Raw genomic sequence first — 20,631 nt, forward strand, 5'->3', positions numbered from 1 at the left:
TCCGTTACTTGACCGAGCCGGCAAGCATGCCGCGCACGAGGTATTTTTGCATTGCGAAGAAGACCACCAAAGGCACAGCGATAGAGACAAAGGCGCTGGTTGCTAGGATCTCCCAATTGCCGCCACGGGTGCCCAAAAGCTCTACGATTTGTTTTGTCATCACCGTGGTTTCACCGGTGCTGTCAATCAGAAAGACCAGTGAAACGAGCAGGTCATTCCAGGTCCAGAGGAACTGAAAGATTGCAAAGCTGGCGAGGGCCGGAAACGACAGCGGTAGAATGATCTTGATGAAGATCTGGAATTCAGTTGCGCCGTCTACCCGGGCGTTTTCGATGATATCACGAGGGAGCCCCACCATGTAATTGCGCAGCAAATAAATCGCCATAGGCATGCCAAAGCCGGTGTGGGCCAACCAGACCCCCATATAACCTTTGCCGATGCCAATTTCATTGTGCAACTTTAAGAGCGGGATCAACGCCAATTGCAGCGGGACCACAAGCAGCGCTACCACAAAGGCAATTAGCAAGGCCCGACCGGGGAATTCCATCCACGCCAATGCATAGGCTGCAAAGGCCGCAACAAGAATTGGGATGATGGTCGCTGGAATGGTCACTGTCAGTGTGTTGATAAAGGCTTTGCTCATCCCGTCGATATTCTTGGGGTCAAACAGAAGGGTTTTGTAGTTATCCATGGTGAATTCTGGCGGCACTTCTGCGGTCAGAAAGATACGTTGGCCGCGTGAGCCGCTGAAGGCTTCGGTATGGGCCATGCGATAGGTGCCGTCTGGATTGACGATCAATGTGCCACCTTTGCGCAGTTCGGCGGTTTCGCCAGCCTGAAACGCGTCCACCGCTTTGGAAGAAATCCCCCAAGAGTCAATTTCCGGCGCGTCACCTTCAAACAACTGTCCTTCGATCACAAATAGATTTCCGACTTGCTGCTGAGTGTCCGGCGCTTGGGTGCGCAGTGTTAGGGTTTGTTCTTGAGCGGTCAGAGAATTCCACCAGCCGCTGCCAGAGATTTGATCTGCGGTGCGGAATGACGAAACAAACAGGCCAAATGTGGGCAGGAGCCAAAGCGCCACAAGGGCGGCGACAGAGAGGTGCACTGCCCACATCAGGGAGGATTTGGTGCCAGCAATATTATCCATTAGCGCATCTCCTTGCGGGCGTTGTAAACATTCCAGACAAGGATAGGGGTGACCAGCAGCATGATGATCATCGCGCTGGCTGAGCCGACCCCCCAGTCATTGGCGCGGAACAGTTTGTCGTACATGTAATTGGCAAGCACCTGGGTTTCCCATTGGCCATTGGTCATGGCAAAAACGATGTCAAAGATCTTGAGAACGATGATGGTGATCGTGGTCCAGACCACAACGATGGTGCCCATGATCTGCGGCACTTTGATCTTGAAAAACACTTGAAACGGATTGGCTCCGTCAACAATGGCAGCCTCGATGGTTTCTTCGGGGATGCCGCGCAGAGCCGCGGATAAGATCACCATGGCAAACCCGGTTTGGATCCAGACCAAGACCACCATCAAGAACAGGTTGTTCCAAAGCGGAATGGTCAGCCATTGCTGCGGCGTGTCACCACCAAAGTAGAGGTAAAGCGCGTTCAGGACGCCAATTTGGTCAGAGCCTTCAGGGCGGGTGTCGTAAATGAGCTTCCAGATGACTGCTGCGCCGACAAAAGAGATCGCCATTGGCATAAAAATAAGGGATTTTGCAATGTTGCCCCAGCCGATGCGGTCCGTCAGCTGTGCGGCCAATAGGCCAAAGGCGGTTGAGGCCGCGGGCACAAAGATCAGCCACAAAATGTTGTTGCGCATGGCTTCCCAGAATTTGGGTTCACCCAGCATTTGCGAATAGTTACTAAGCCCAACCCATTGTGCGCCATTGGCTGTGCGTTCCGTAAGTGAAAGCCAAAGTGTCGCAAAAACTGGATAGGCCAGATAAAGCCCCAGGACAAACAGGGCCGGAGCCAAAAAGAGCCAGGGGCGAATGATATTCGCGCGGTTGATGTTGCGTCCTGCGTTTGGGCCGCGCGGTGGAAAGATCACCTTATCCAACGCCAGGTTAGATAAGAAAAAATAGCCAACGCAGGCGCCAACGCCGATGACGATGGTCAAGATGCCAAGTAATGCTGGATGCATGGATTTTCCCCTAATCGGGTCTAGGTGGACCCTGATACTGCGTCCGGCGTTGGGCCGGACGCAGTTTATGTTTTGGGCTGAATTACTTCAGGCCATCCCAGCTTTGCTGGATCGCTGTAGCTGTTTCGCCAGCGGTTTTTGTACCAGAGGCATAGTCAACCATGCCAGTCCAGAAGCTGCCTGCGCCCACACCACCTGGCATCAGGTCAGAACCGTCAAAGCGGAACGTGGTTGCACCCAACAGAATGTCATTCATCTTTTTCAGGGTTGGGTCAGAGAACATTGCCGTGTCGACACCCTTGTGTGGCGTCAAAAAGCCTTTGCGCTTCATCCAGGCTTCATGTGCCTCTGGGCTTTGCAAAAATTCGATCAAAGCGTGAGAGGCTGGGCTGTCGTTGGTGATCGCCCAAACTGTGCCTGCGCCCAGAACCGGCGCACCCAGATCTTTGCCGGCATAGGCTGGGAAGTAGAAGAAGTCTGCATCTTCGCCAACCACGGTGCCTTCTGGGAAGAAGGCCGGAATAAACGAGGCCTGACGGTGCATGTAGCAAAGAGGTGGAGCTGAGAACATGCCTTTGGGGCTGTCGCGGAAGTCAGTCGAGGCCACTGCAGCTGCGCCGCCCGCAACATAGTCGTCAACCCGGGCAAAGGCCCCAAATTCTTCGATGGCTGCGACGATGCGCGGATCGTCAAAGGCGATCTCGTTTTTGACCCATGCGTCATAGACATCTGGGGATTGGGTGCGCAACAGCAGATCTTCGACCCAATCAGTTGCTGGCCAGCCGGTTGCGCCGCCTGATCCCAGCCCGATGCACCAAGGTGTGCCGCCATCCGCTACAATCTGGTCGGTCAGGGCTTTGAGCTCTTCCATTGTGGTTGGAACGTCATAGCCGGCGTCTTCAAAGTTTTCTGGCGCATACCAAACCAGAGATTTCACGTCGACCTTGTAAAAAAAGCCATAAAGCCCGTCTGACCCATCTGCACCCGCATAAGTGCCTAAATCAACCCATGATTGACCAGCGGCATAGTTTTCACGCACCCAGTCACCGGTGCCATCTGCCAAGGGTGTCAAAAAGCCTCGTGCTGCCATGTTTGCGGCAAGACCCGGTTGGGGGAAAGCCGCAACATTTGGGGCAGAGCCGGCTTCGGCATCAATCATGATTTGCTGTTCAAAATTGTCAGAACCGACATAACGCACGTCGATGCCACTGTTTTCGGCGAAAATTGCCAAGACAGCTTCGACGTTTTCTTGGTCTGGGCCAAGCCAAGGACCCGCGACGGTCAACTGCTGACCGGCAAGGTGGCTGTCTGCCATCGCCATATTGGCGGCCATGGCGGCAACAGCAACGCTGGAGAATAAGGATAGTTTCATGTGTCTTCCTCCCTAGAAGTGCAAGCATGATTTTTGTAGCGCAAATTAAAATTCAAAGCGCTTTGGATGGCGCTAACATGTCAAATGAGTCGGCTTGGAGTCAATATTTGATTTCGATTTCGAAAAAATAATAGGTTATTGACGGATTTCTTGGGGATATTCTTTGACTAGAAGTCGCCGTCATATTACTAAGGATCAAAATTTAAAGCGCTTTGAGGATGCGATGAACCTAAAACAGCTGTCAGAATTATTGGGTTTATCTCAGACCACCGTTAGTCGGGCGCTGAATGGGTACCCCGAGGTGAATCAAAAGACCCGTATGCGGGTGCAGGAAGCCGCACGCACACATGGATACCGCCCAAATACCCGAGCCAAAGGGCTTGCCACGGGCCGATCCATGGCCGTTGGGCATGTCATCCCGATCTCGTCAAATCATGAAATGGTGAACCCGGTTTTTGGCGATTTTATCGCCGGAGCGGGGGAGACTTATTCCAAAAGTGGCTATGACATGGTGCTGTCGGTAGTGCCGGATGGGGACGAGGAAAAGGCCTATCGAGACTTGCATAAGCGCAAAACTGTGGATGGGGTGATTGTGCATGGTCCTCATATGCAGGATTTTCGTATTCCACTTTTACGCGAGTTGAATATGCCGTTTGTTGTGCATGGTCGGGCATCGGAAGTGACAGAGCCTTATAGCTGGCTTGATGTGAATAACTTCTCGGCGTTTCGGCGCGCGGCCTCGTTTTTGATGGACCTGGGGCATCGGCGCATCGCGCTGATTAACGGTCTGGAGGATATGGATTTTGCCTTTCGGCGCCGCAAAGCGCTAGAGGAAGTCTTGCTCGACAGGGGCGAGCCTTTGCGGGCGGACTTGATGCGTAGTGGCGAGATGACCGAGGCGCTGGGCTATACGTCGTTGCGTGAAATGCTAGCATTGCCCAATCCGCCAACCGCGATCTTAACTTCATCGATGATCACCGCAATCGGGGTGCGTCGCGCTATCGAAGAAGCGGGTCTGAAGATGGGCCGAGATGTGTCTGTGATCACCCATGATGATGACCTGAGCTATTTGAATAATGGCAAAGATGAACCACTGTTCACGGCAACTCGGTCGTCTGTGCGCGAGGCGGGTCGTCAATCTGCAAAGCTTTTGCTGGACCAAATCGCTTCGCCAACACAAGAGCCTGTCTCGGTGTTGCTGGAAGCAGATTTGATTGTTGGGAAATCAACCGGTCCGGCCCCAAACTAAGGATACCCAATGCAGTTCAAACGCAGTGACTTTCCCCAGGATTTTATTTTTGGGGCCGCAACGTCTTCTTATCAGATCGAAGGCCATCAATTTGGCGGGGCTGGGCAAACCCATTGGGATAGTTTCGCGGCAACCCCCGGCAATGTGGTGCGGGCAGAAAACGGAGCCTTGGGCTGCGACCACTATCATCGGTTTGAGGAGGATTTTGACCTTTTGGCCGCCGCTGGATTTGATGCCTATCGGTTTTCAACCAGCTGGGCGCGGGTGTTGCCCGACGGGCGCGGGACACCCAACCAAGCAGGTTTGGATTTTTATGACCGGTTGGTGGACGCGATGCTAGAGCGTGAGTTGAAGCCTTGTGCGACCCTGTATCATTGGGAATTGCCGCAGGCGCTGGCGGATCAGGGTGGCTGGCGTAACCGCGATATTGCCAAATGGTTTGGCGATTACGCCGAAATCATTATGGGGCGGATCGGCGACCGGGTGTTTAGCGCAGCACCTATCAATGAACCTTGGTGTGTGGGCTGGCTGAGCCATTTCTTGGGGCACCATGCGCCGGGACTGCGTGACATTCGCGCCACTGCGCGCGCTATGCACCATGTGTTGCTGGCGCATGGGACCTCTATCGAAGTGATGCGGGGCTTGGGCATGAAAAACCTGGGGGGCGTGTTTAACTTTGAATGGGCCACGCCGGTTGATGGGAGTGAGGCGGCCCGAGATGCGGCCGCGCTTTATGATGGGTATTACAACCGCTTTTTCCTCGATGGCGTTTTTAAAGGGCGTTATCCAGAAAATGTGCTGCAAGGACTGGGCCCGCATCTGCCTGAGAACTATCAGGATGATTTTGTCACCATTCAGCAGCCCTTGGATTGGGTTGGGTTGAATTATTATACCCGTAAAGTCATCGCACCAAACGATGGCCCTTGGCCAAGCCACGATGAGGTCGACGGCCCCCTGCCCAAAACCCAAATGGGCTGGGAGATTTACCCCCAAGGCCTGTATGATTTCTTAAAGCGCACCCAGGCGGAATACACGGGCGATTTGCCCCTGTTTGTGACAGAAAATGGTATGGCCAATGCAGATGTTCTGAAGGATGGACATGTGCAGGATACTGCGCGAATCGATTACTTGAACCAGCATGTGGCCGCTGCGCAAAAGGCTATGCAAGAGGGCGTTCCGTTAAGCGGTTACATGGTTTGGTCGCTTTTGGACAACTATGAATGGGCCCTTGGCTATGAAAAACGCTTTGGTTTGGTGCATGTTGACTTCGAAACACTGGATCGCACGCCAAAAGAGTCTTATAGCGCATTAAAGATAGCGCTAACATCGTAAGAGAACTTTTTGGGGGTTTCATGGCTGGATTGTTATTGGTTGCTGACATTGGCGGCACAAATACACGTGTGGGGCTCGCGGATGATAGCGGATTGATCGACGGATCAACACGGCGCTATCGCAATGCCGAGACCGATAGTTTTGAAGCCGCCCTTGATGCTTATGTGACAGAAATGGCCCCCGGGCCGCTGGACGGGGTCTGCGCCGGTGCGGCAGGTCCAGTAACCGACGGCATTGGCCGCATGACCAACCTAAGCTGGGAAATTGACCCCAAGCCGATGCGCGATGTGACAGGCGCTGCAGTGGCGGATGTGATCAACGATCTACAGGCACAGGGCTATGCGTTGGATGACTTAACGGCTGATACGACGCGCCCAGTTGTGCAAGTTGCGGCCCCCAAGGTCGGGCCACGTTTGGTGGTTGGGTTGGGAACGGGGTTCAATATCGTGCCTGTTCATCGATATGGTCAAGATCTGGTGGTGCCATCTTGCGAAGGGGGGCACGCAACACTGCCCTATCGCAAGGATCAGGCGGAGTTGTGTGATTGGTTGAGCGCCAACAGAGGCTATGCGTCTATTGAAGTGGCCTTGGCGGGGCAAGGCATCGAGAACATCTATGAGTTCCACAGCGGGGAAAAACGCGCGGCCAGCGATATCATGATGGCTTTGGATGCCGGAGACCCCAAGGCGCAAGCAACTCTGAAAGATTACGTTGCACTTTTGGGATGCGTTGTTGGCGATTATGCTTTGTCGCATCTGCCGTTTGGCGGCATTTATTTGACCGGAGGCGTTGCGCGGGCTGTGACGCCGCATTTGGCGCAATATGGATTTGCCGAGATCAAAGCGCAAAAGGGCCGGTTTTCAGAGCTTGCCGGATCAATCAATGTGACGTTGATCGAGGATGATTTTGCTGCGCTCAAAGGCTGCGCGCGCCATCTGCGCCAACTGCACGCATCCCAATCCTGAGCCGCGCTGCGCCAATTGCAATCTGGCTCTATTGCTAGGATACTGTTTGGCAATTGGGGTTTAGGGCAAGCTTGCAATTTGTTGGCTTGAACAGCATGCAAATGAAATTGGATTGGTCTCCGCTACAGGTCGAGCTTCAGCGCTGGCGGAAAGACGGGCTGACTCTGCCGGTGTGGTGGCGTGACGATGATGCAACCGACCCCAGCGCCGCTCTGGACAGGTTGATAAATCTTTCATCCGAGGTGTCGATGCCGGTGCATTTGGCGGTGATCCCGCGCAATGCGACCCAGGCGTTGGCCAAGACAATTGCAGATACCGCGCAGTTGCATCCTGTGGTGCATGGTTGGTCACATACAAACTTTCAGCCGTCCGAAGGGCCAAAGTCAGAATTTGGTGATGCACGTGCGCTGGATCTGCGGTGCGAAGAAGCCGCCGAGGGCTTGCGTCGGTTAACCGTTTTATGCGGCGACCAATTGGTTGCGATGTTTGTGCCTCCGTGGAACCGTGTTGATTTGGATTTGGTCGAAAAGCTTCCAGCGCTGGGCTATCAGTCTTTATCAACCAGCCATCCAAAGACCGACGCGTTACTGGTGCACGGATTGCGACAGATCAACACCCATATTGATCCGTTGTATTGGCGGCCGTCCAAAAACCTGTCTGATCCTCAGGCGATCATTGAGAAAGCGGTGCGCTTGTTGAAAAAACGGCGTCAGGGCAAGTCTGACAATACGGAACCCTTTGGGCTTTTGACCCACCATATGGCGCATTTTCCAGAGGTTTGGGAGTTTTGTCGTCAGTTCTGGATGGAATTTAACGATGGTCCCGTAGAGATTTTTCAGCACCCTAAGGGCCAAATAGGCGTTTGATGCTTGCCACAATCGATGTGGCTTCTTAACAGTGACACATGCCAGCAACGACCAAGATTACCATTTCTGATCAGATCACCCATGCCCTGACCGAGCAAATTTTGCGCGGCGAATTGGTGGCGGATGAGAAGCTGCGTCAGGATCATATCGCCAAGTCGTTTAACACCAGTCATGTGCCGGTGCGTGAGGCCTTGCAGCGTCTGGTCGCGCATGGGTTGGCGGTGAGCCTGCCGCGGCGCGGCGTGCGCGTTGCGCCGTTTGATCCTGCGGATATGCAGGAAATTCGCGTCATGCGACTGGCGCTCGAGCCGGTGGCTCTGCGCCATTCTATATTGCATCTGACCAACGACCAACGCCAAGAAGCCGATGCCGCAAGGCTGGCCTGTGATACCGCGAAAGATATAGTCAGCTGGGAACGCGAAAACCGTCGGTTTCATTTTGCCATATTAGCGGCCTGTGGAATGCCCAGGTTGTTGTCTGAGGTTGCTGACTTGCAACTGCTAAGCGCGCGGCATTTGTTGGCCTCTTATTCAAAAAACTGGGTCGAACGCACAGACCGTGATCATCGGGCGATTATGTTGGCGATCAATAAGCGCGATATCGACGCTGCGGTCTCTGTCCTGCAGCGACATTTGTCTAGGCTTGCCTAGGTTTTCTGCGCCACAATCCAAACGGGATCATAGGTAAGTGGCAGGCCTCTTGGTGTGCCAAATCGTTGGCGATACTGCGTTTCAAAGCCCTTTAGCGCCGTTTGGGTCCATGCTTTGCTGGCAGCTCCGTTCACGCCGGTTTCGCGCAGATGTTTGAGCAAGGCCAAGGCATTCGGAAACCACGCAACGCGCCGCGCTTGTGACAGATGTTTGATCTTTAAGTCGCTTGGCAACATCGCCCGCCAGTGTTCAGCGTCAACATAGCTAGGGGCGGCGGCCTCTGATCCGAGAGCGCGCAATTCATGAAACTGCGAGGTGCCAAAGCCGCTGAGCGCCAACCAACCACCGGGCACAAGCGCCTGCGACAAGTGACTCAATGTGGCTGGAATGTCGTCGAGCCATTGCACAGTGCTGGCGGAACACACGAGATCCAGCGCCATAGGCAGTTGCAGCGTTTCGATGGGGCCGGGTACAAAATGGTCTTTGGCACCCGCAAAGGCGGCACATTCTGGCACCAAATCATTCAGCGTCAGTGACTGAAACGTAAAATTGCGGCGCAAGTGCTGGGTGAGATGCCCGGTGCCGCAGCCAAATTCCAACGCATTGGCAAAAGACTTTGGCGCGCCAGCCTGCACCAATTGCAAAGCCAATCGTGCGGCGATGTCAGCCTGATGTGTGGCGCTGCTGTGGTAGCTGGCAAGGCCTCTGCGAAAGCTTTGTTGCACACGATCGTGGGGTGGGGCAGGTGTTAGGTCTTTCATGTACAGACCTCGGTCCAGGTTTGCCACTGTGCGAATGGCACATGGGGGGCCTCAATCAAGCGTATTTTGCTGGTGTGTTCACCCCATGCGCGGCGCAGATTGGCAATCGGGAATATGCGATCCTGCGCGCTGATAAAAATGCGATCAAAGGCCGGGTCTGGTGCCGGCCCGCGCTGTTTCACTGCGGCAAGCTCTGCCTGGCGTGCCATCAGATCAATGTCTTGATGGGGCTGCGCTGCGTTATAGCAATGGGTTCGAAACTCTTGATAGCTTGCCGCAGAAAGCCCGTCGTGGGTTTTGTCAAACACCAGAGGCGGAATGCCGCGTTTGCGATCTACCGGATGCAGGCTGCCGCTAATGGCAATCTTGCGTGTGAACTCTGTGGGGAACTGTGCCTGCCAATGACCAAAGCATGCAACACCCAGCGAAAAGGCGACGAGGGTTTTATGCGTGTAGCCAGACAGGTCAGGCAGCGCGGAAAAGGTGCGAAAATCCTGCACAAAAAGCAGGTCAGCATCGCCGGAAAGATGCAAGAACGGCTTTTCGCCAAGGGCCCAGCCGCCGAAAATAACGATCAGCGTCTCTGCTTTGTTATTCTTAAGCCAGCTGGTCTGCATCATAACTCCTGCGCCAACCGCAGCATGGCGGCGGTGATCTGGCTTAGCTCGTCTGCGTCACAAATGAACGGAGGCATGGTGTAAATATTATGGCCAAAGGGGCGCAGGTAGACGCCGGTTTCTTTGGCAAGCGCATGGGCGGCGTCAGCACTGACTTTGTGCTGCATTTCGATCACGCCAATGGCCCCAAGCACGCGCACATCGACCACGCCAGGAAAAGATTTGGCCGGGGCCAGCTCGGTTTCCAATTGCTGTTGGATGCGTTGGGTTTGCGCGGCCCAGTTGTTTTCCGCTAGCAGATCAAGGGAGGCCTTAGCAGCAGCGCAGGCAAGTGGGTTGGCCATATAGGTTGGCCCATGCATGAAGATACCGGGATTGCCATCGCCAATACCCTGCGCCACGCGGCCGTTGGTCATTGTGCAGGCAAAACTGATATGACCGCCGGTCAGGGCTTTGCCCAAACATAAGATATCAGGTTCGACTTGGGTGAAATCTGTGGCAAACAGCTTGCCTGTGCGGCCAAAGCCTGTGGCGATTTCATCAAAGATCATCAACACGCCGTAAGCATCACATAAGGCCCGCGCGCCATCCAGATATTTTGGGTGGTAGAAATACATGCCACCGGTACCCTGAACCACAGGCTCCAGTATGAAACCGGCGATGGTTGCATGATGGGCTTTGAGCACCGCCTCCAATTCCGCAAGCCCGTTTTTCTGCGGATCTTCATCCCAGTTAGCCCTAAGGGTGATCGGCGGTTTGGGCACAAAATGCTGAACGCTGACGGCACCCTGAAACAGATGGTGCATGCCGGTGTCTGGGTCACAGACGCTCATCGCCTTCCAAGTGTCGCCATGATAGCCGCTGCGAATTGTGACAAATTGGCTGCGGGCTGGCTGGCCAATGGCATGTTGATATTGCACCGCCATTTTCATCGCAACCTCAACCGCAACAGAGCCGCTGTCACAATAAAAGATCCGCTGTAAAGAGGCGGGGGTCATCGACAAGAGCTTTTGACCCAGCTCGATCGCTGGATCATGGGTCAGCCCGCCAAACATCACATGGGGCAGCTTATCAAGCTGGGCGTGGATCGCTGCGGTGATGCGGGGGTTACGGTGGCCATGCAACATGCACCACCAGCTGGACATGCCGTCGATCAGCGGGGTGCCGTCGTCCAGAATGATCTTGGCACCCTCAGCTTCGGACACACGGAATGTCGGGCCGGGCTGGGTGACATTGGTATAGGGGTGCCACAGGTGCTGTTGGTCAAACTCTAGCGGTGTCATGTCATCGCCTGTTGAATGGTTTGCACATCAATGTCGTCAAAGGCCTTGTGCAGGCTGGCAGCGCTCAATGGATTCAGACGCGGCAAGCGGCCCAGATGCGCCACGTCGCCAAAGGCCACAATGGTTTCTTCAACCTCGGGTTCCGCATCGCCGATAAACACAATACCTGCCACGCTACATCCGGCTGATTGAAGCGCGCGCAGCGACAGGAGGCTGTGGTTGATGGTGCCCAATTGGGTGCGCGCGCATAAGATCACAGGGGTTTTCCACGCGGCAAACACATCGATAAACAGGGTTTTGCGATTGAGCGGCACCATCAGCCCGCCTGCACCTTCGATCACCAGAGGGCCTGTGACATTGGGGGGTGTCAGCGCGCCGGGATCGATTTGAAGGTTCTGGGCTTCGGCGGCTAAATGCGGCGACATTGGGAGATTTAGGCGAATGCTCTCGGGCAAGGTGGGCTGTTGCGACAGGCGCGCCACAATCTGCGTGTCGGTTTCTTCTTCAAGCCCGGCCTGCACCGGTTTCCAATAACACGCGTCCAATGCCCGTGTCAGCCCGGCTGAAAAGATGGTTTTGCCTATGCCGGTGTCGGTGCCAGTCACAACCATTTTAGTCATAAGTCTGACGCTCCTTTAGGCGGGCAAGGGTGGTGAACATGTCGGTTATGGTGGCGTCGCTGACATTGCCGGTGATGGAAATGCGCAAGCGCGCGGTGTTGCGTGGTACGGTTGGGGGGCGAATGCCGCGAATATCATAGCCTTGATCTTGCAAAGCGGTTGCCAGTGCCATCGTGGGAGCGTCTTTACCAATGATAACTGGGATGATTTGGCTTTGCAGATCAGTCAGGCCACAAAGCCGCGCGGCCTCGGTGTGTGCGTGCCGCAAACGCGCATGCGCGCGGTGCCGCAGATCTGGGTCCTTTGCGAGGCTTTGAAGTGCAGCCCGCACCAAGGCAGCATTCAGCGGTGAAGGTGCCGTGGCAAAGATAAAGCTGCGCGCCTTGTTGATCAAAGTTTCGATCAAAACGCTGTGGCCGCAAACCAAAGCCCCGGACACGCCCAGCCCTTTTCCGCAAGTGTGAAGGGTTAACAGGTTGGGGTTGCTGGAAAATTCATGTGATAACCCAAGTCCGCCCGGCCCATGCAGGCCAGTGGCATGGGCTTCGTCGGCCACCAGCACACAGTTATATTTTTGCGCAAGGGCCATGAATGCGGCCACCGGGGCAATGTCGCCTTCCATCGAATACAGCGTTTCGATGGCGATCCATACGCGCCCTGTGTTGTTGGCCTGCCATTCTTTTATGATCAGTTCGGCGGCCAATGGATCATTATGGGCAAAAGGCTGGGATTTGGCGCGGCCAAGCCGCATACCATCATGGGCGCTGGCATGTACCAAAGCATCATGCAGGATCAGATCATCATGGCCGGGCAGTGTGGCGAAAATTGCCATATTGGCCTGAAAACCGCCCCCCATGAACAGCGCACGTTCGGTGCCAAAGGTCTGCGCAGATTCCGCTTCCAGCAAGCAATGCTCGTCGTCATTTCCCCGCAACAGCCGTGCGCCACCGGCACCAACGGGCACGCCGCGGTCCAAGGCGCTTTGCGCCGCTTTGCGCAGCCGTTCAGATTGGGCCAGTCCCAAATAGTCATTAGAGGCAAAGTCATGCCCCGCGCGTGGCGCGAGGCTGCGGTAGCGCGAGCGCTGTTTGAGAAGCTCTAGCGCGCCCTGATGCCGCAAAAAGGCGGTCATTTTGAGCCGTCACACCCCACTGCCATGGCAGTGATGCCCAGCCTGTCAAACAGCTTGCTGTCATCGTCTTCTTCTGGGTTGTCGGCGGTGAGCAATGTGTCGCCCACAAAGATCGAATTGGCACCAGCAAAGAAGCACATGGCTTGCAGTTCATCGCTCATGTCTGTGCGACCAGCTGACAGGCGTACATGTGATTTTGGCATCAGGATACGGGCCAGCGCGATGGTGCGCACAAATTCAATTGGGTCGAGTTTTTCAACATCCGCTAAAGGCGTGTCGGCAATTGGAATCAGCATGTTGACGGGCACGGAATCAGGGTGTTCTTTCAGCGTCGCCAAAGCCAGCAACATATCCACTCGGTCCATTTGCTGTTCGCCCATGCCGACGATGCCACCGGCGCAGACTTTGATACCGGCTTCGCGCACGCGGTTCAGTGTGTCGATGCGGTCGGCAAAGGTACGGGTGGTGATGATTTCGGAATAATAGCGTTCAGAGGTATCGATGTTGTGGTTGTAATAATCCAAACCCGACTCGCGCAGGCGGAAAATTTGGTCATCTTCCAGCATGCCGAGGGTCATACAGGTTTCCATGCCCAGATCTTTGACGCCCTGCACCATGGCTTCCAGCACGTCCATATCGCGATCTTTTGGCGAGCGCCAAGCGGCCCCCATGCAATAGCGAGTGGCCCCACCGGCTTTGGCTTTTTTGGCTTCTGAAAGCACGCGCTCGACTTCGATCAGCTTAGAGGCTGATAGTTGCGATCCGTTGCGGGCAGATTGGCTGCAATAAGCGCAGTCTTCGGCACAGCCGCCGGTTTTTATCGACAAAAGCTTAGAGCGTTGCACTTGATTGGGATCAAAATGTTCTCGGTGCACAGTTTGGGCGCGATATAGCAGATCCATAAAGGGCAAGTTGTAAATGTCATCCGCTTCTTCACGGGTCCAGTCGGTGCGCAATGGGGAAGAATTGTCTAGCATGATCTCACTTTATAGATAATTTTATGATCGACTTCTGGTTTCATATTTTTTTATCTATTTTTAACCAGTGATCAAGAGGCTCAGCAAGAAACCCTACGTTTCTTTTGTGGAAATTGGTGATAATTGACAATTCTGTGGTCTTTATTGCGATTTCAGCCTAGGGACCGCGCATGGCAGATACTGACTCTCTTTCAATTTTTCTCGTAGGCACCCCGGGGCTTGAAGATGTTTTATGCGCCGAAGCACGAGCTTGTGGTTGGGCGGATGCAAAACCTGTACCGGGGGGCGTTGAAATCAGCGGTGGCTGGTCGGATGTGTGGCGCGCCAACCTAGAACTGCGCGGAGCCACCCGTGTGCTGGTACGCATCGGCAGTTTTATGGCTTTCCATCCGGCGCAACTGGACAAGCGCGCCCGCAAATTCCCGTGGGGTGATGTGTTGCGCCCAGATGTGCCTGTGCGTGTCGAGGCCGTCAGTAAGAAATCCAAGATTTATCACGCAGGGGCCGCCAAACAACGTATCGAGCGCGCCATCAGCGAAGAGTTGGGGGCTGAAATCTCGGCCGAAGCTGCGGTGGTGGTGAAAGTACGAATCGATGACAATGTGGTTACGCTGAGCGTCGACAGTTCTGGCGAGTCCTTGCACAAACGCGGCCACAAAGAAGCGGTCGGCAAAGCCCCGATGCGCGAAACCTTGGCGTCGCTGTTTTTGCGGTCATGTGGCTATGATGGGTCACAAGCGATCTTGGATCCGATGTGCGGCTCTGGGACGTTTGTGATTGAGGCCGCCGAAATGGCGCTTGGACTACAAGCAGGGCGCAGCCGTCAGTTTGCGTTTGAACACTTGGCTAGTTTTGACCCAGAAGCGTTTGCAGCGCTTAAGTCCAAGCCGGCCGATGACCAAACAGAGGTGCGATTCTTTGGCTCTGATCGCAACACCGGGGCCATCGCTATGGCTGCTGCCAACGCAGAGCGTGCGGGTGTGGCTGCGGTGACCTCGTTTCGTCACGCCTCTGTCAGCGATATGCAGCGGCCCGATGGCCCACCCGGTATTGTGATTGTGAACCCGCCTTATGGCGCACGTATTGGCAACAAAAAGCTGCTCTTTGGGCTTTATGCGGCTTTGGGGACACGGCTTAAGGAAGAGTTCCAGGGCTGGCGTGTTGGCATTATCACCAGCGACACCGGGTTAGCGCGTGCCACCGGCCTGCCCAAGCTGCGCAATGGCCCCCCGTTGCCGCATGGGGGATTAAAAGTACGCTTGTTTGAGGCTGGACCGCTTTAGGTCTTGGTGGCAGGATCGGATCGGGCGTTATGGTCGCGTTGGTGCGGTGTTAACCTTGAAGCGCTTGGCGTTTGATTTCCATAAAGCGGCCATCAGTATTTTCGCCCACCAAAGTCAGAGACGAGATCACAAAGGGTTTGGGCAGGGTATTGACCAGCACCTGGGTCAGGCTTTGCTTTAGCGTTTCGGCGTGCTCGACAGGCAGTTTTCCGGTCAGTGTCATGTGAAAGCGAAAGTCGTCCAGCGCATAGGGGTAGCCCCAGTTTTGCAAATTGGCCTCTTGTGAAAGGGTCAAGCGCGTCTTTTGGCGTTTTGCAACCTCTGCTTCGGTAGGAAAGGCGCGAAACCCATCAAGTTTGCGCAGGAAATTGGCCGCAAGCGCACCAAGTTCTGAAGTGTCGCCGGTAACAGTGAGCGCTAGGAAGCGGCCAAGGCGTGTCACCTCTAGCCCGTCAAGACTAACGGGTTTGCTGACCATGCACAGTTCTGTAAAGGCAGCCAACAGCGCTTCTTCGCTTTGGACGTCGGTCAATCTAAACGGCGGCTTAATTGTGCCGTGAAGCCCGTATTTTCTGGGGGCTTCTGTCAGTGCAGCGATGTCGTCGGTCACATCCTGCATATAGGGGTGGGCTACTGGCATGCCTGTGGCGATATCCCATCCAAGCCAAGCTGCGCCGAAATCAGCCAGTGCGCCCTCTGGTGGCGTATAAAAAATCGCATATCTTTGAAACTGCATCCATGGCCCTGCCTGTTGATCAGCGGCTTTACGTCTGGATTGTTTGGCCAACCCAAGACGCTGCGCTGTGGTTTTCCTAGCCATATCACCAGAAGTTGCTGTCGTGCAGTCCAGAATGCAGCTTTTCTTGCCATTCCTGCGTTGGCTTGTTAGTCACTCGCCATCCGTTGGGGTGCTTGCGTGCAAGCTGAGAGGCAATAGCCAACCCATCGAACCTGATCCGGTCAATACCGGCGGAGGGAACGGAAATTGGGCTAAGTCACTTAACCCTCCCATGTTCCCCCCTCTCTAAGGTGTTTGGCAAAGTTGCAAGGGGAAGTGCATGGCAAAGGCGGCATTAACGATCGCAGGCTCTGACAGTGGCGGCGGCGCTGGGGTTCAAGCGGATCTAAAGACTTTTTCCGCGTTGGGGGTTTTCGGCACCAGCGCGATCACGGCCATTACCGCCCAAAATACGCTGGACGTGACGGCAGTTGAAGCGATTTCGAACCCGGTTGTCGCCGCGCAAATCAAAGCTGTCTTGGATGATATCGATGTGCAAGCGGTGAAAATTGGTATGCTGGGCGCGCCCGATTTGATCGAGACTGTCGCCGCTGCGTTGGCGGCGTTTGCTGGCCCAATTGTGCTGGATCCGGTCATGTTGTCAAAATCCGGCGTGGCTTTGCTGCCCAGTGATGCCGTTGATGCATTGGTGCAGCATTTGGTGCCAATGGCCCATGTGCTGACCCCAAACTTACCCGAAGCGGCGCGAATTCTGAACGTGGCCGAGGCCACCGATGACGACGCGGTACTGGCCCAGGGCGCGCGATTGCTTGCGCTGGGCTGCAAGGCTGTGGTGATGAAAGGCGGCCACGCCAAAGGCGAGGTTTGCCGTGACTGGTTGTTAACGGATCAAGGCGCAATGGCGTTTGAAGCACCGCGCATTGACACCCGCAACACCCATGGCACCGGTTGCACCATGTCATCGGCCATTGCCGCCGAGTTGGCCAAGGGGGCTGATCTCTCTGACGCTGTCGCGCGGGCACATGCCTGGTTGCACAAAGCAATAGTGGCGTCAGATCAGATCGACATCGGTCAGGGCCACGGACCCGTGCATCATTTCCATGAGGTTTGGAGATGAATAAGAAAATCACAATTTTCGGTGGTGGCGTGGTGGGCCTAACCGTGGCCGCAGAATTGCACAGCCGCGAGTGTGATGTGACCGTAATCGACCCCAATGGCGCGCCGGGGCCGCACGGATGCTCTTGGTGGGCAGGCGGTATGTTGGCTGCGGATTGTGAAGGAGAGGTTGCTGAGGAACAGGTCGTGCGCTTAGGGCGTGATGCCGCTGCTTGGTGGCAATCCCAAGGTGCAAAGCTAACCTATAAGGGCTCTGTTGTGGTGGCGCTTGGGCGGGATCGTCAAGAGCTTGACCGTTTTGCGCGTCGTACCGAAAACCACGAGATGTTGGATCAGAGCGGCCTTGCGGCGCTTGAACCGCAACTGGCCGAGCGGTTTGACCGCGCTTTGCATATGCGGGCAGAGGCGCATCTGAATCCGCGAGTGACCTTGACCGATCTGCAGCAACGCCTGAAGTCCGAAGGCGTCAAGTTCTGGAAAGAAGGCGCTGGCGTTGGTCAGGTGATAGATTGCACAGGATTGGCTGCGCGACCTGCGCTGCCAGAAATGCGTGGCGTTAAAGGTGAAATGGTGATCCTGCGCGCACCAGATATCCGCTTAGACCGTCCAATCCGCCTGCTGCATCCGCGCTTTCCTCTATATATCGTGCCGCGTGGCGATGGCGTCTTTATGCTAGGGGCAACCCAGATCGAAAGCGGAGAGCGATCCCGCGCCACGGTGCGGTCCGTGATGGAATTATTGAATGCTGCCTATGCGCTGCATCCAGCATTTGGCGAAGCGGAGTTGTTGGAAATTGGTGTAGATGCACGCCCTGCCTTTCCGGACAACCTGCCGCGGATCACTCAGAAGAATGACAAAATTTATGTGAATGGGCTGTTTCGGCACGGCTATTTGCTGGCCCCTGCGATGGCGCGGATGGTTGGCGAATGGCTGCTGGATGGCAAAACACCGGAGTTGTTGCATGAAGATCATGGTTAATGGCGAAAAGCATGAGGTTGAGGCGACTTCGCTTGCGGCAATATTGGTTGAACTTGGCCATGGTGGGGCCAAAGTCGCCACAGCGGTCAACGAAGATTTTGTACCTGCCACGCTGCGTGAAACCACAGAGATAAAGGACGGGGACCGCGTCGAGATTGTCGCGCCGCGTCAGGGGGGATAGATATGCCAACCTTTTACGGAAAAGAAATCAACTCGCGCTTGATGCTAGGCACTGCGCAATATCCGTCGCCTGCCATTCTGGCGGATGCCTTTCGTCGTTCTGGCGCAGGCATTGCAACGGTTTCCGTGCGCCGCGAAGCCGGATCTGACAAAGCCGGGCAAGCTTTTTGGGACCTGATCAAAGAGCTGGATGTGGCGCTGCTGCCCAATACCGCCGGCTGCCATTCGGTGCGCGAGGCGGTGACCACCGCCCATATGGCACGCGAATTGTTTGACACCCCTTGGATCAAGCTCGAAGTCATTGGCCACGCAGATACACTCCAACCAGATGTGTTTGGCTTGGTCGAAGCCGCGCGCATTTTGTCCGAAGATGGCTTTCAGGTCTTTCCCTATTGCACCGAGGATCTGGTGCTGTGCGACAAGCTGCAAAACGCTGGCTGTCAGGTTCTGATGCCGTGGGGCGCGCCGATTGGTACTGGATTGGGGCTGAATAATGTCTACGGCCTGCGGTCTTTGCGCGCGCATTTCCCGGATTTGCCCTTGGTGGTAGATGCGGGATTGGGTGTGCCCAGTCAAGCGGCACAGGCCATCGAATTGGGCTATGATGCTGTGCTGCTGAATACAGCTGTGGCCAAAGCCGGTGACCCCGTCGCCATGGCCGAAGGTTTTGCCAAAGCCGTCGAGGCGGGCGCTCTGGCCTATCAGGCAGACGCGATGGAACCGCGCGACATGGCAGCGCCTTCTACTCCTGTGCTTGGAAAGGCGTTTCTGGAATGAGCTTGCACCCGTTTTATCCGGTCTTTGACGATGTGGCCTGGTTGCGCCGCGCTTTGCCGCTTGGCGTGAAACTGGTGCAGTTGCGCATCAAGGATCAGCCGCTTGATGTGGTGCGCGCGCAATTGATCGAAGGCAAGGCGCTGTGTGATGAACATGGCGCGGTGCTGGTGGTGAATGACTATTGGCAATTGGCCATTGAACTGGGCTGTGACTGGCTGCATTTGGGCCAAGAGGATCTGGACGTTGCGGACATCGACGCCATTCAAGCCGCGGGTTTGAAATTAGGCATTTCCACCCATGATCGCGCTGAATTGGATCGCGCCTTGGCGCTGGATCCTAGCTATATCGCCTTGGGGCCGGTTTATCCGACCATTTTGAAGAAAATGAAATGGCATCAGCAAGGCCTTGAGAAAGTCACGGAATGGAAAGGGATAATCGGCGATCTGCCCCTTGTGGCGATCGGCGGCATGTCGGTGGAACGCGCGGTTGGGGCCTTTGACGCGGGGGCCGATATCGTGGCGGCCGTGACTGATATCACGCTGAAAGACGATCCAGAGACGCGGGTCTCTGAATGGTTACAGGCGGTAAAAAAATGAGCCGCTATGCGCGCCAGATCGCAGTGCCCGCTCTGGGGCCAGAAGGCCAAGCCAAATTACGCTCGGCCCGTGTATTGGTGATCGGGGCCGGCGGTCTTGCAGCCCCGGTGTTGCAGTATTTGGTGGGCGCTGGCGTAGGCTTTATTCGCCTCGTTGATCCGGACCATGTTGAACTTAGCAATCTGCATCGCCAGACTTTGTTTCGCGAAAATGATCTGGGGGCGTCCAAAGCACTGGCCGCCGCCAAACATATGCAGGCGCTGAATGCTGAAAGCGAAATTCAGCCCATAATCAGCCGTCTTGATCCCTCTAATGTCGCGGCGCTTTGTGCAGGTGTTGATTTGGTGCTGGATTGTGCTGACAGTTTTGCAGCCAGTTATGTGGCCAGTGACCATTGCCTTGGAGCAGGCTTGCCGCTGATCAGCGCTTCGGTGGTTGGCACCGAGGGCTATTGCGGTGGCTTTTGTGGCGGGCAACCCAGTTTGCGGGCAGTGTTTCCCGATTTGCCAGATCGTTTGGGCAGCTGTGACGCAGATGGAGTCTTGGGGCCTTCGGTTGGTGTCATCGGCAGTTTGCAAGCGCAGATGGCAGTCGCGGTTATCAGCGGCACAAATCCTTCGCCCTTGGGGCAGATCGTCAGCTATGACGCAGCGCATTTCCGCTTTGGTGGCTTTCGCTTTGAAAAAGCCCCAGAACCAATGGGCGGACACCGCTTTATCGCCGCTAATGACATTGCGCCACAGGACTTTTTGATCGACCTTCGGGCGGCAGATGAACCCGGCCCGGCACTGGTCAAAGCAACGCGTCATAGCGTGAGTGATTTTACAGAAAATGGACCCATGCCAAACCCCGCACAACGCGCTGTTTTGGCCTGCCGGTCAGGCCTGCGCGCCTGGCAGGCCGCCGAACGGCTGGCGCGGGTCTGGGACGGAGAAATAACGCTTGTCGCCCTTGGCGATGGGCCATCGGAAACCTAGGAGTGAA

The 20,631-nt window shown here is 55.4% G+C and carries 22 protein-coding genes and 1 riboswitch; of the genes, 12 read left to right on the top strand and 10 right to left on the bottom strand.

Features of this window, described 5'->3' with window-relative positions:
* Positions 1-4: 4 nt before the first annotated feature.
* The 3 genes from ABXG94_RS16390 to ABXG94_RS16400 all read right to left on the bottom strand — a co-directional run bounded on the left by ABXG94_RS16390 (position 5) and on the right by ABXG94_RS16400 (position 3,526).
* Complete coding sequence (locus ABXG94_RS16390) at positions 5-1,150, bottom strand: carbohydrate ABC transporter permease (protein ID WP_353536018.1); 1,146 nt, start codon at positions 1,148-1,150, stop codon at positions 5-7.
* A complete protein-coding gene (locus tag ABXG94_RS16395) occupies positions 1,150-2,154 on the bottom strand; it encodes a carbohydrate ABC transporter permease (RefSeq protein ID WP_353536020.1) in 1,005 nt (334 codons plus the stop codon). Before ABXG94_RS16395 ends, ABXG94_RS16390 begins: the two co-directional genes overlap by 1 nt.
* A gap of 82 nt (positions 2,155-2,236) precedes the next feature.
* Positions 2,237-3,526, bottom strand: coding sequence for an ABC transporter substrate-binding protein (locus tag ABXG94_RS16400; RefSeq protein WP_353536022.1), 1,290 nt, complete (start codon positions 3,524-3,526; stop codon positions 2,237-2,239).
* Positions 3,527-3,749: 223 nt separating this feature from the next.
* Between ABXG94_RS16400 and ABXG94_RS16405 the strand changes: the two genes are divergently transcribed.
* From ABXG94_RS16405 to ABXG94_RS16425, 5 genes are all read left to right on the top strand, one after another.
* A complete protein-coding gene (locus tag ABXG94_RS16405; RefSeq protein ID WP_353536024.1) occupies positions 3,750-4,775 on the top strand; it encodes a LacI family DNA-binding transcriptional regulator in 1,026 nt (341 codons plus the stop codon).
* Positions 4,776-4,784: 9 nt separating this feature from the next.
* Positions 4,785-6,107 carry a GH1 family beta-glucosidase gene (locus tag ABXG94_RS16410; protein ID WP_353536026.1) on the top strand — a complete coding sequence of 441 codons (1,323 nt, stop codon included), beginning with the start codon at positions 4,785-4,787 and terminating at the stop codon, positions 6,105-6,107.
* Positions 6,108-6,127: 20 nt separating this feature from the next.
* Positions 6,128-7,072, top strand: a complete 945-nt coding sequence (locus ABXG94_RS16415; RefSeq protein WP_353536028.1) for a glucokinase — start codon at positions 6,128-6,130, stop codon at positions 7,070-7,072.
* Between the two features lie 101 nt (positions 7,073-7,173).
* Positions 7,174-7,938 (top strand): polysaccharide deacetylase family protein, encoded by a 765-nt coding sequence (locus ABXG94_RS16420; protein WP_353536030.1) that lies wholly within the window; start codon positions 7,174-7,176, stop codon positions 7,936-7,938.
* A 38-nt stretch (positions 7,939-7,976) separates the two neighbouring features.
* A complete protein-coding gene (locus ABXG94_RS16425; RefSeq protein WP_353536032.1) occupies positions 7,977-8,588 on the top strand; it encodes a GntR family transcriptional regulator in 612 nt (203 codons plus the stop codon).
* Here ABXG94_RS16425 and ABXG94_RS16430 read toward each other — a convergent pair.
* Genes ABXG94_RS16430 through bioB form a run of 6 tightly spaced genes read right to left on the bottom strand, consistent with a single transcriptional unit; the run spans position 8,585 to position 13,978 of the window.
* Positions 8,585-9,349: a methyltransferase domain-containing protein gene (locus ABXG94_RS16430; RefSeq protein WP_353536034.1), complete on the bottom strand. Its 765-nt coding sequence runs from the start codon at positions 9,347-9,349 to the stop codon at positions 8,585-8,587. The genes ABXG94_RS16425 and ABXG94_RS16430 overlap by 4 nt on opposite strands.
* Complete coding sequence (locus tag ABXG94_RS16435; protein WP_353536036.1) at positions 9,346-9,966, bottom strand: pimeloyl-ACP methyl esterase BioG family protein; 621 nt, start codon at positions 9,964-9,966, stop codon at positions 9,346-9,348. The genes ABXG94_RS16430 and ABXG94_RS16435 overlap by 4 nt, the downstream gene beginning before the upstream one ends.
* Positions 9,966-11,249 carry an adenosylmethionine--8-amino-7-oxononanoate transaminase gene (gene bioA, locus ABXG94_RS16440; RefSeq protein WP_353536037.1) on the bottom strand — a complete coding sequence of 428 codons (1,284 nt, stop codon included), beginning with the start codon at positions 11,247-11,249 and terminating at the stop codon, positions 9,966-9,968. The genes ABXG94_RS16435 and bioA overlap by 1 nt, the downstream gene beginning before the upstream one ends.
* Positions 11,246-11,869, bottom strand: coding sequence for a dethiobiotin synthase (gene bioD / locus ABXG94_RS16445; protein WP_353536039.1), 624 nt, complete (start codon positions 11,867-11,869; stop codon positions 11,246-11,248). Before bioD ends, bioA begins: the two co-directional genes overlap by 4 nt.
* Positions 11,862-13,001 carry an 8-amino-7-oxononanoate synthase gene (locus ABXG94_RS16450; protein WP_353536041.1) on the bottom strand — a complete coding sequence of 380 codons (1,140 nt, stop codon included), beginning with the start codon at positions 12,999-13,001 and terminating at the stop codon, positions 11,862-11,864. Before ABXG94_RS16450 ends, bioD begins: the two co-directional genes overlap by 8 nt.
* On the bottom strand, positions 12,998-13,978 hold the full coding sequence (gene bioB, locus ABXG94_RS16455) for a biotin synthase BioB (RefSeq protein WP_353536043.1): 981 nt from the start codon (positions 13,976-13,978) through the stop codon (positions 12,998-13,000). Before bioB ends, ABXG94_RS16450 begins: the two co-directional genes overlap by 4 nt.
* Positions 13,979-14,148: 170 nt before the next feature.
* Between bioB and ABXG94_RS16460 the strand changes: the two genes are divergently transcribed.
* On the top strand, positions 14,149-15,261 hold the full coding sequence (locus ABXG94_RS16460; protein WP_353536045.1) for a THUMP domain-containing class I SAM-dependent RNA methyltransferase: 1,113 nt from the start codon (positions 14,149-14,151) through the stop codon (positions 15,259-15,261).
* 49 nt (positions 15,262-15,310) lie between these two features.
* On the opposite strand, the gene ABXG94_RS16465 is transcribed toward ABXG94_RS16460, so the two are convergent.
* Positions 15,311-16,081, bottom strand: a complete 771-nt coding sequence (locus ABXG94_RS16465; RefSeq protein ID WP_353536047.1) for a DUF1045 domain-containing protein — start codon at positions 16,079-16,081, stop codon at positions 15,311-15,313.
* Positions 16,082-16,155: 74 nt separating this feature from the next.
* Positions 16,156-16,256, top strand: a riboswitch (TPP riboswitch).
* Between the two features lie 63 nt (positions 16,257-16,319).
* Between ABXG94_RS16465 and thiD the strand changes: the two genes are divergently transcribed.
* The 6 genes from thiD to ABXG94_RS16495 are packed head-to-tail and all read left to right on the top strand — an operon-like array spanning position 16,320 to position 20,624.
* Entirely contained in the window at positions 16,320-17,117 is a 798-nt protein-coding gene (thiD, locus tag ABXG94_RS16470) for a bifunctional hydroxymethylpyrimidine kinase/phosphomethylpyrimidine kinase (RefSeq protein ID WP_353536049.1), read from the top strand.
* Complete coding sequence (locus tag ABXG94_RS16475) at positions 17,114-18,094, top strand: FAD-dependent oxidoreductase (RefSeq protein WP_353536050.1); 981 nt, start codon at positions 17,114-17,116, stop codon at positions 18,092-18,094. The genes thiD and ABXG94_RS16475 overlap by 4 nt, the downstream gene beginning before the upstream one ends.
* Positions 18,078-18,275: a sulfur carrier protein ThiS gene (thiS, locus tag ABXG94_RS16480; protein WP_353536052.1), complete on the top strand. Its 198-nt coding sequence runs from the start codon at positions 18,078-18,080 to the stop codon at positions 18,273-18,275. Before ABXG94_RS16475 ends, thiS begins: the two co-directional genes overlap by 17 nt.
* Positions 18,276-18,277: 2 nt before the next feature.
* Positions 18,278-19,051, top strand: coding sequence for a thiazole synthase (locus tag ABXG94_RS16485; RefSeq protein WP_353536054.1), 774 nt, complete (start codon positions 18,278-18,280; stop codon positions 19,049-19,051).
* Positions 19,048-19,647, top strand: a complete 600-nt coding sequence (locus ABXG94_RS16490; RefSeq protein ID WP_353536056.1) for a thiamine phosphate synthase — start codon at positions 19,048-19,050, stop codon at positions 19,645-19,647. Before ABXG94_RS16485 ends, ABXG94_RS16490 begins: the two co-directional genes overlap by 4 nt.
* Positions 19,644-20,624 (top strand): HesA/MoeB/ThiF family protein, encoded by a 981-nt coding sequence (locus ABXG94_RS16495; protein ID WP_353536058.1) that lies wholly within the window; start codon positions 19,644-19,646, stop codon positions 20,622-20,624. The genes ABXG94_RS16490 and ABXG94_RS16495 overlap by 4 nt, the downstream gene beginning before the upstream one ends.
* Positions 20,625-20,631: the final 7 nt, after the last annotated feature.

Origin of the sequence: Cognatishimia sp. WU-CL00825 (genome assembly GCF_040364665.1) — a bacterium.
In the GTDB taxonomy this organism is placed as follows: domain Bacteria; phylum Pseudomonadota; class Alphaproteobacteria; order Rhodobacterales; family Rhodobacteraceae; genus Cognatishimia.

Coding starts and splice junctions, on each gene's coding strand:
- ABXG94_RS16405 (WP_353536024.1), top strand. CDS start 3,750: ATGAACCTAAAACAGCTGTCAGAATTATTGGGTTTATCTCAGACCACC.
- ABXG94_RS16395 (WP_353536020.1), bottom strand. CDS start 2,154: ATGCATCCAGCATTACTTGGCATCTTGACCATCGTCATCGGCGTTGGC.
- ABXG94_RS16485 (WP_353536054.1), top strand. CDS start 18,278: ATGCCAACCTTTTACGGAAAAGAAATCAACTCGCGCTTGATGCTAGGC.
- ABXG94_RS16400 (WP_353536022.1), bottom strand. CDS start 3,526: ATGAAACTATCCTTATTCTCCAGCGTTGCTGTTGCCGCCATGGCCGCC.
- thiS (WP_353536052.1), top strand. CDS start 18,078: ATGAAGATCATGGTTAATGGCGAAAAGCATGAGGTTGAGGCGACTTCG.
- ABXG94_RS16450 (WP_353536041.1), bottom strand. CDS start 13,001: ATGACCGCCTTTTTGCGGCATCAGGGCGCGCTAGAGCTTCTCAAACAG.
- ABXG94_RS16415 (WP_353536028.1), top strand. CDS start 6,128: ATGGCTGGATTGTTATTGGTTGCTGACATTGGCGGCACAAATACACGT.
- bioD (WP_353536039.1), bottom strand. CDS start 11,869: ATGACTAAAATGGTTGTGACTGGCACCGACACCGGCATAGGCAAAACC.
- thiD (WP_353536049.1), top strand. CDS start 16,320: ATGGCAAAGGCGGCATTAACGATCGCAGGCTCTGACAGTGGCGGCGGC.
- ABXG94_RS16490 (WP_353536056.1), top strand. CDS start 19,048: ATGAGCTTGCACCCGTTTTATCCGGTCTTTGACGATGTGGCCTGGTTG.
- ABXG94_RS16420 (WP_353536030.1), top strand. CDS start 7,174: ATGAAATTGGATTGGTCTCCGCTACAGGTCGAGCTTCAGCGCTGGCGG.
- bioB (WP_353536043.1), bottom strand. CDS start 13,978: ATGCTAGACAATTCTTCCCCATTGCGCACCGACTGGACCCGTGAAGAA.
- ABXG94_RS16425 (WP_353536032.1), top strand. CDS start 7,977: ATGCCAGCAACGACCAAGATTACCATTTCTGATCAGATCACCCATGCC.
- ABXG94_RS16410 (WP_353536026.1), top strand. CDS start 4,785: ATGCAGTTCAAACGCAGTGACTTTCCCCAGGATTTTATTTTTGGGGCC.
- ABXG94_RS16465 (WP_353536047.1), bottom strand. CDS start 16,081: ATGGCTAGGAAAACCACAGCGCAGCGTCTTGGGTTGGCCAAACAATCC.
- ABXG94_RS16495 (WP_353536058.1), top strand. CDS start 19,644: ATGAGCCGCTATGCGCGCCAGATCGCAGTGCCCGCTCTGGGGCCAGAA.
- ABXG94_RS16475 (WP_353536050.1), top strand. CDS start 17,114: ATGAATAAGAAAATCACAATTTTCGGTGGTGGCGTGGTGGGCCTAACC.
- bioA (WP_353536037.1), bottom strand. CDS start 11,249: ATGACACCGCTAGAGTTTGACCAACAGCACCTGTGGCACCCCTATACC.
- ABXG94_RS16390 (WP_353536018.1), bottom strand. CDS start 1,150: ATGGATAATATTGCTGGCACCAAATCCTCCCTGATGTGGGCAGTGCAC.
- ABXG94_RS16460 (WP_353536045.1), top strand. CDS start 14,149: ATGGCAGATACTGACTCTCTTTCAATTTTTCTCGTAGGCACCCCGGGG.
- ABXG94_RS16435 (WP_353536036.1), bottom strand. CDS start 9,966: ATGCAGACCAGCTGGCTTAAGAATAACAAAGCAGAGACGCTGATCGTT.
- ABXG94_RS16430 (WP_353536034.1), bottom strand. CDS start 9,349: ATGAAAGACCTAACACCTGCCCCACCCCACGATCGTGTGCAACAAAGC.